This is a genomic window from Brevirhabdus pacifica (assembly GCF_002797755.1).
GTDB lineage: Bacteria > Pseudomonadota > Alphaproteobacteria > Rhodobacterales > Rhodobacteraceae > Brevirhabdus > Brevirhabdus pacifica.
In genome coordinates this window covers 479,250-485,488 of record NZ_PGFI01000012.1, presented here as the reverse complement: position 1 = coordinate 485,488, position 6,239 = coordinate 479,250, and the positions used below count along the sequence as shown (strand labels likewise).

Below are 6,239 nucleotides of genomic sequence, written 5' to 3'. Positions count from 1 at the left end.
ACACCGCGCTTGGCATCCCTGTCACAGAAACCGTGGGATGAATCCGTCCGGGGAAAGGGGAACTCCGGACATCAGAGGCTTTGTGCAACAGAGCCGCGGAAAGGTCAAAACGACCGACGTCTCCATCGAGGCGGAAATGAGAAATATCTGCGCGCGAGCCGGCGAAATTCTCGAGAAGCACTCATCTCCGGGAATTCTCCAGAAAATCGAAATGCCGAAAAAAGTCGGCGCGAGATCCCTCCGGCGCTGGCTGAAAGGCTACCGGGATCACGGTATTGCAGCTCTTTACGATGGCGTCGCCCAGCGGGGGAACCGCAACCGTCAACTGACGGACAATGAGCGAAAGCTCATGTATCGAAGTGTGCTTGGATATCTCAGTGATCTGAAAAAGACTCCTGCCAACATCGTGACAGACGTTCGCGCAGCATTTGTTGCAGAGAACAAGAAGCTTATGGAGGCCGGGGAGCCTGAATTGGCCTGTCCTTCACGTCCGACCATTCTGGCGGCCATAGCATCCCTTGATCCAGCAAGGGTCAAACTCATGCGTGAGGGCCGAGATGCTGCTCGTCGTGCGTTTTCGCCCGTCGGGCAGGGGATCGATGTCGAACGCCCCATGCAGCGTGTGGAGATGGATGAGCAAAAGATCGACTTGATCTCTCTCATGGCAGACTCCGGTTTGCTAAGCCTCCTCACGGAAGAGGAAAAGGCAACGTATGGCCTGGATGACACCAAGGCGCGTTGGTGGATGACGGTAGCCTTGTGTGTTCGCACTCGTTGCATTGTCGGCATGAACCTGTCGCGCGAACCGACGGCGCAGAGCGCATTGCGGACTGTCGACATGACGATGCGTGACAAGGGCGTCTGGTCCGATGCTGCTGGAGCTCTCGACCCTTGGGCAGAATCCGGAATGATCGGCACGCTTGTTACCGATTGCGGCAAGAACTACGTCAGCCACGAGTTTCGTGCACGCATGCATGACCTTGGGATCAATGTGCTGCACACACCGGCTGCGGCGCCTTGGTTGAAGCCATACATCGAGCGCGTATTCCGCACCTTTTCGACACGGCTTATGCCGCGCCTTTCCGGGTGCACATTCGGGGATATCCTGCGAAGAGGATCGAGTGACCCCGAGGAAAAAGCTGCGCTGGCAGCGGACCAACTCTGCGCCGTGCTGGTGCGCTGGATCGTTGATATCTACCATAATACGCCGCACGAAGGGCTGAACGGTCAGACGCCACGCAATTGCTGGCAGAGCCTCACGCAGAAATATGGTGTCACACCGCCGCCTTCATTGCCCCACCGCCGTCTGATCTTCGGGCAGGAGTTCAGCCGGGTCCTGCATAAGGATGGGATTACGGTAATGGGTGTGCGCTATCACTCGAGGAAGCTCGCCCAGCACTTGATGCACGGCTCTGACATGAAGATGGAGGTGCGTTGGTATCCAGAAGACATCGGTGCGATCTGGGTCGAGATCGGCGGGGCTTGGTCCCCCGTGGGTGCTGTCCACAAAGGCTTCGATGGGGTTTCCGCTCAGCAATGGCTGGTGGCACGCCGTCAGTTGCGTATCCAGAATGAACGCGACGCGCAGGTCAAAGCACATGTCGTTCAGCAAGCCCTCGATTTCGTAGAGGAGCAAAACGGATACGCCATGAGGCGCATCGGTGTCGTGCAGCAGGACTGGTCTTCTGAACGGATCGAGCGTGAAGAGCAGAATTGGTTCACGGGTTTCCGGATCGCCGAGGATGAAGTCGAGCGTCCGGTCGACGCCGTAAGCCAGCGTTGGGGCGAAAGGCTATCTTCTGCCAGCACATCGGAAAGGGGCGTGGAAGAAAAAGTCCGCGACCAGCCGAATATTTCTTCTGCCCCGACTGAACCGACCCAATTTCCTGCGGAGCAGCATCCTGCCGCTTCTGATGGCGACGAGGATGATGGCGAACTGATGCCTCTTTGGGACAAATGATCGATGACCATGATGACCGCATTCCCGGCCCAGGCTCTCGCAGCCGTGGACCGGGCAGGAACCAAATACATCCCTACGCGCCGGGACGAGGAATTCCGGCGCCAATTGGATCGTCTCTTCGCTCGCGATGAGGCAGGAGCGCAGACGGCTTCACTGAGGACGGACCTCGGGACCGGAGACGCGAGGGGACTTGCGGTGATCGAAGCTGCCGGTGGCGGGAAATCGACGCTCATCGAAAAGGGCCTGTCGCGGCACCCCATGCTCCAGCCAAAATATGAGGGTCACCTGCCATACATCAAAATCGATGCCCCGAGCCCCGCGCGACAACCAAGAGCCTTCTGATCGAGCTTCTTATTGCGACAGGATACGAGAATGTGTCCTGGGCAAAGTCGGAGCAAGAGATTGCGAAGATCCTGCGGCACCGTCTGCAACTGCGTGGTGTCATGATTGTCTGGATTGATGAGGCTCATGACCTGATCGGAGGGGGAACTCCCCACAAGGTCCAGATGACCGTCAAGTCGACAAAGAACCTGATGCAGGGAGCCGGGGCGGTTGGCCTAATCCTGAGCGGCATCGACACTCTGTGGACGTTGATCGGGAGCGACGAGCAGCTGAACCGACGGTTCAGCAAGATGCCATTGGGGGCGATATCGGCGGTGCCAGACCAGAAGATGTTGAACCAGATCGTGCGCACCCTGTGCAAAGAGGCTGGGATGACCGCTCCCGTTTCACATGACTTGCTCGAACGTCTCGTGCATGCCAGTCGAGGCCGTTTCGGACGGTTCATCGAATACACGCTTGCTGCGTTGGAGGTCGCTGCTTTCGCCGGGGACGCCGAGCTCAGAATTCAGCATTTCGCGGAGGCGTGGGGGCAAAGAGAGGGCTGTGAATTGAGCCAGAACGTCTTCCTGGTAAAGAACTGGGGGCAAATTGCCTTCGGCCAGAACAGCGCAGACAAACAGAAGGGGGCACGTTGAGATGCTTTTGCCTTATCTGCCTTTCCTGGGTGATGAGACTCCGATTTCATATGGGGTCCGCTTCAGCAAATTCCACACGGGACGTCCGCTGACGACCACTGTGAAAGACTTCAGGATTGATCCGCTTGATATGATCTCGAACAAGCTTTCCGCACTGTCGCGCCTCGCCGAAATTTCCGGTGCTACGGTTGCGGATTTCCGGCGAAATGTGCCCGTCGCCCTGGGAGGGCGGGAGTATGATCTTCGCGGGGAGATTGTCACTGCCGAGTTTCTTTCAAGCCCGAAGATCGCCTTCTGCCCGGCATGTCTTCATGAAGATGACCAGGCGGGTGAACGCCGGTCGCGTTGGACTTGGAGCTTTGCGGTGGTGCGCACTTGCCCCGCTCACCAGATTGCCCTCCAGAGCAGGGTCAAAGCGAGCTGGAACGATAGCCTTCAATCGTTGACGCACGTTGTCCCGGAGAAGGGCGAGGCGTTGCAGGCCCTCGCCGCCGCATCCGCGCACCGCGCTCCTTCTCCGCTCCAGGATTACGTCCTGGCTCGTCTGGAGGGTAACGCCGGCCCTCAATGGCTGGATGAACAGACACTGGATCAGGCTGTCCGGGCGACGGAGCTATTGGGCGTCTTGTTGGAGTTCGGTCCGACCCAGCTACTACCTGAGCTGACAGAAGCTGAATGGGATCGCGCTGGTCGGGTGGGCTTTCACTACACGTCACAGGGCGAGGTTGGTGTCCGCCAAGCTTTGCAGGAGCAATTCGACAGGTTCTCCAATGCAAAGGGGTCTCCCGGACCGCGCAAGATCTTTGGATGCTTTTACAATGCCTTGGCGCACTCGAAGTCGATGAAGAACCCCGGTGACATCGCGCGGATAGTGCGTGAGTTCATGTGGGATCACATTCCGATGCCTGCTGGCAGGAAGGTGCTCGGTGCGATCTTGGAGGAGCGGCGCCTGCACACCGTGGCATCTCTTGCGAAGGAAACTGGTCACGATGCTCGTCGTCTCCGCAACATGCTGGTTGCCGAGGGCGTCATCCCAGGCAATGCAGTCGCGCATTTTCCCATTCCGGTGGAAAAGGGTAGGGAGGTTGCAGCGCGTGTGAAGCGCATCGTGGATGTGATCAGACTCCCGGAGGTTCTTCACTGCACTCGGCCACTGGCAAGCCAACTTCTCAGTGACCGGCTTTTGACGCCAATCTTTTATCAAGGCTCAAGGGCAGATGGTGGTAGCCAACAGGGTGTGGACAGTGAGGAAATCTCCCACCTGCTGCGCGATCTCGAGGCAAAGGCGCCGCTCGTCGGAAAAGCAGATGCTGATTTGGTGAGGCTTTCGAAGGCGTCGGAGAAGGCCAAGCTTCCGGGCTCGACCATCGTCCAACTGATCCTGGCGGGATATCTCAAGCGCGTCGTGCGAGTTGAAAACGAGCCGGGGATCGGTGGGCTTCGGCTTTGCCCTGCGGAGGTAAAAAAAACTGCCGAGGCAGTCCTGGTTGGGATAGGTGCGACACATGCTTTTGCGGCTCTCACACTTCCTGTTGACGCAGGTTGGGAACTTGCCGGTCGGAGCGGCGGCGATGTCTCGCTAATGCCCTTCAAGATCATTGGTCCCGATCCAGCCTATCCCATCACACGGTTCCTGCCTGAAATCGTCACCACCTTTGAAGAGCGTTTCACAACGCTGGCCCATGTTGCCAAGCGCGATGGGATCGGTGTCAGAACGATGAAGGATTTGCTGAAGAAGGTTGGAGTGAAGCCCCTTCTCAAGTGGAGGGAAGTCGGAGCGGATATCTACCGAACTTCTGACATCGCGAAGGTTCTGCCAGCCTGAACCGACTAAGACTTCCCCCAACAAATTCGACCAAGATGACAGGCCGCCCTTCAGTGCGGCCTTTTCTGTTTGCGGTTCCCGGATGTTCGCGCTTCGGCCGCGCGGCGAGTGGCCAATATTGGCTATCAAAGTGGCCAAATCGCTCGGTGTTTTGCTTTGGAGGGCCGCGAAAAATCAATGGGTTAGGAGGTGTCGATGGTCAGTAATCGCTTGCACTTACAAACGGCTATGTCGCCAAGCAATGTTTGCACTTTTTCGGGGTTTTCGCGCACTTTTTGCAGCCAAAGTTTCTCCTGCGGGGACTTCGGGCTCGGAGGGAGAAGCCTGCCCGCGCTTCCGCCGCAGGCCGCGCGTCCTCATAAAATAAGGCCACTTGAAGTGTCGAGCAATGAGCGAGTTTCGACTTTCGTGCGGTCATTAAGGTGAGCCGTCATCGTCATCGGCGACCGTCACGAGGTTGCGCCGGAGTGCTGGCGGAACCCTGACTAAGGTCGAAAGACAGACCTCAGTCGCAGCCACCATGAACATCTGAGACTAAAAAACTTGTCGGCGCCCGGCGCGTGCACCTCGAAGGTTGGGAAAAAACCATGGGGTGTCGTAAGCTGTGTTGGTCCGCTATGCGGACCTTCATGCGGTCGGCTGCGAGAGTGTCCTGCCTTCGCCGCGATTGCTCGTGTCATGATGAGAAAAGGGCGGAAAGCGGTAGTTCGGTGCGCGGCCACGGATGACCGCTGGGCCCCGCGGCTTTTCGTCAGCAGCGCCGGAAGCTACTATCCGGGCGAAGCTCGCAGTTAAAGCAAAATAATTGGCTGGGAAAGCCGTGCCGAGTGCGGATGATGCAACCTCGTCATTCCCCCGACAACATGAGTGGCGTAACGGCCTTGAAAAGCTTCGGTTTATATGCACTCTGTTTGCGAAACATACGTATAGGCCCCAAATGAATAGAAAATTGATGTTCGCATCTTTTCCCGCCTTAACGCTTGTGGTGGCCTGCGCCGCGCAGTTGACGCCTGAACAGCTTTACAAAGAGGGCAAACCGTTCGCGATGCCATTCTATAAAAATGGCGCGACACCTGCGGCTTTGGAAAGTGAAAAGTTGGATTGTGAAGTGTCTGCCGCTCAAAGGGTCCCGCAGAACATGCAAGTCAATACGACGCCGACATACACGACGCCGACATATACGACTTGCAATAACATCGGCTACTCCACATTTTGCAACACATCGGGTGGGCAAACATATGGCGGACGAACTTACTCAGTAGATGCGAATGCTGATCTTAGACGAAGAGCGTTTTCTCAATGCATGGCTCAGAAGGGATGGCGCTCCGTTTCAATCCCTCCTTGCCCTGAAGGAGTTACACCTGCGCAACTCACTCTCAGCGGAAATCGCCTGCCTACCCTAAGCCGAGGCACTTGTTTTATTGCCAAAGACGGAGTGCAGGTAATTGGGAATATCAAGTAAGATCATCTTTCGAAT

At 57.0% G+C, this 6,239-nt stretch carries 5 protein-coding genes; 4 read left to right on the top strand and 1 reads right to left on the bottom strand.

Going from position 1 to position 6,239, the window contains the following annotated elements; translation table 11 throughout:
• Positions 1-1,960, top strand: a 1,960-nt coding sequence (locus CLV77_RS11760; RefSeq protein WP_211285981.1) for a Mu transposase C-terminal domain-containing protein, incomplete at its 5' end; no start/stop codon positions are given.
• A gap of 150 nt (positions 1,961-2,110) precedes the next feature.
• Here CLV77_RS11760 and CLV77_RS16870 read toward each other — a convergent pair.
• On the bottom strand, positions 2,111-2,245 hold the full coding sequence (locus CLV77_RS16870; protein WP_257787317.1) for a hypothetical protein: 135 nt from the start codon (positions 2,243-2,245) through the stop codon (positions 2,111-2,113).
• 5 nt (positions 2,246-2,250) lie between these two features.
• Between CLV77_RS16870 and CLV77_RS11750 the strand changes: the two genes are divergently transcribed.
• The 3 genes from CLV77_RS11750 to CLV77_RS16540 all read left to right on the top strand — a co-directional run bounded on the left by CLV77_RS11750 (position 2,251) and on the right by CLV77_RS16540 (position 6,224).
• Positions 2,251-2,937 (top strand): TniB family NTP-binding protein, encoded by a 687-nt coding sequence (locus CLV77_RS11750; RefSeq protein ID WP_083707817.1) that lies wholly within the window; start codon positions 2,251-2,253, stop codon positions 2,935-2,937.
• A 1-nt stretch (position 2,938) separates the two neighbouring features.
• Positions 2,939-4,762 (top strand): TniQ family protein, encoded by a 1,824-nt coding sequence (locus tag CLV77_RS11745; protein ID WP_076980399.1) that lies wholly within the window; start codon positions 2,939-2,941, stop codon positions 4,760-4,762.
• Between the two features lie 952 nt (positions 4,763-5,714).
• Positions 5,715-6,224: a hypothetical protein gene (locus CLV77_RS16540; RefSeq protein ID WP_170043960.1), complete on the top strand. Its 510-nt coding sequence runs from the start codon at positions 5,715-5,717 to the stop codon at positions 6,222-6,224.
• Positions 6,225-6,239 lie beyond the last annotated feature (15 nt).

What these genes read in the sequence shown, in the direction of transcription:
- CLV77_RS11745 (WP_076980399.1), top strand. Translation starts at nt 2,939, where the DNA reads ATGCTTTTGCCTTATCTGCCTTTCCTGGGTGATGAGACTCCGATTTCA.
- CLV77_RS16540 (WP_170043960.1), top strand. Translation starts at nt 5,715, where the DNA reads ATGTTCGCATCTTTTCCCGCCTTAACGCTTGTGGTGGCCTGCGCCGCG.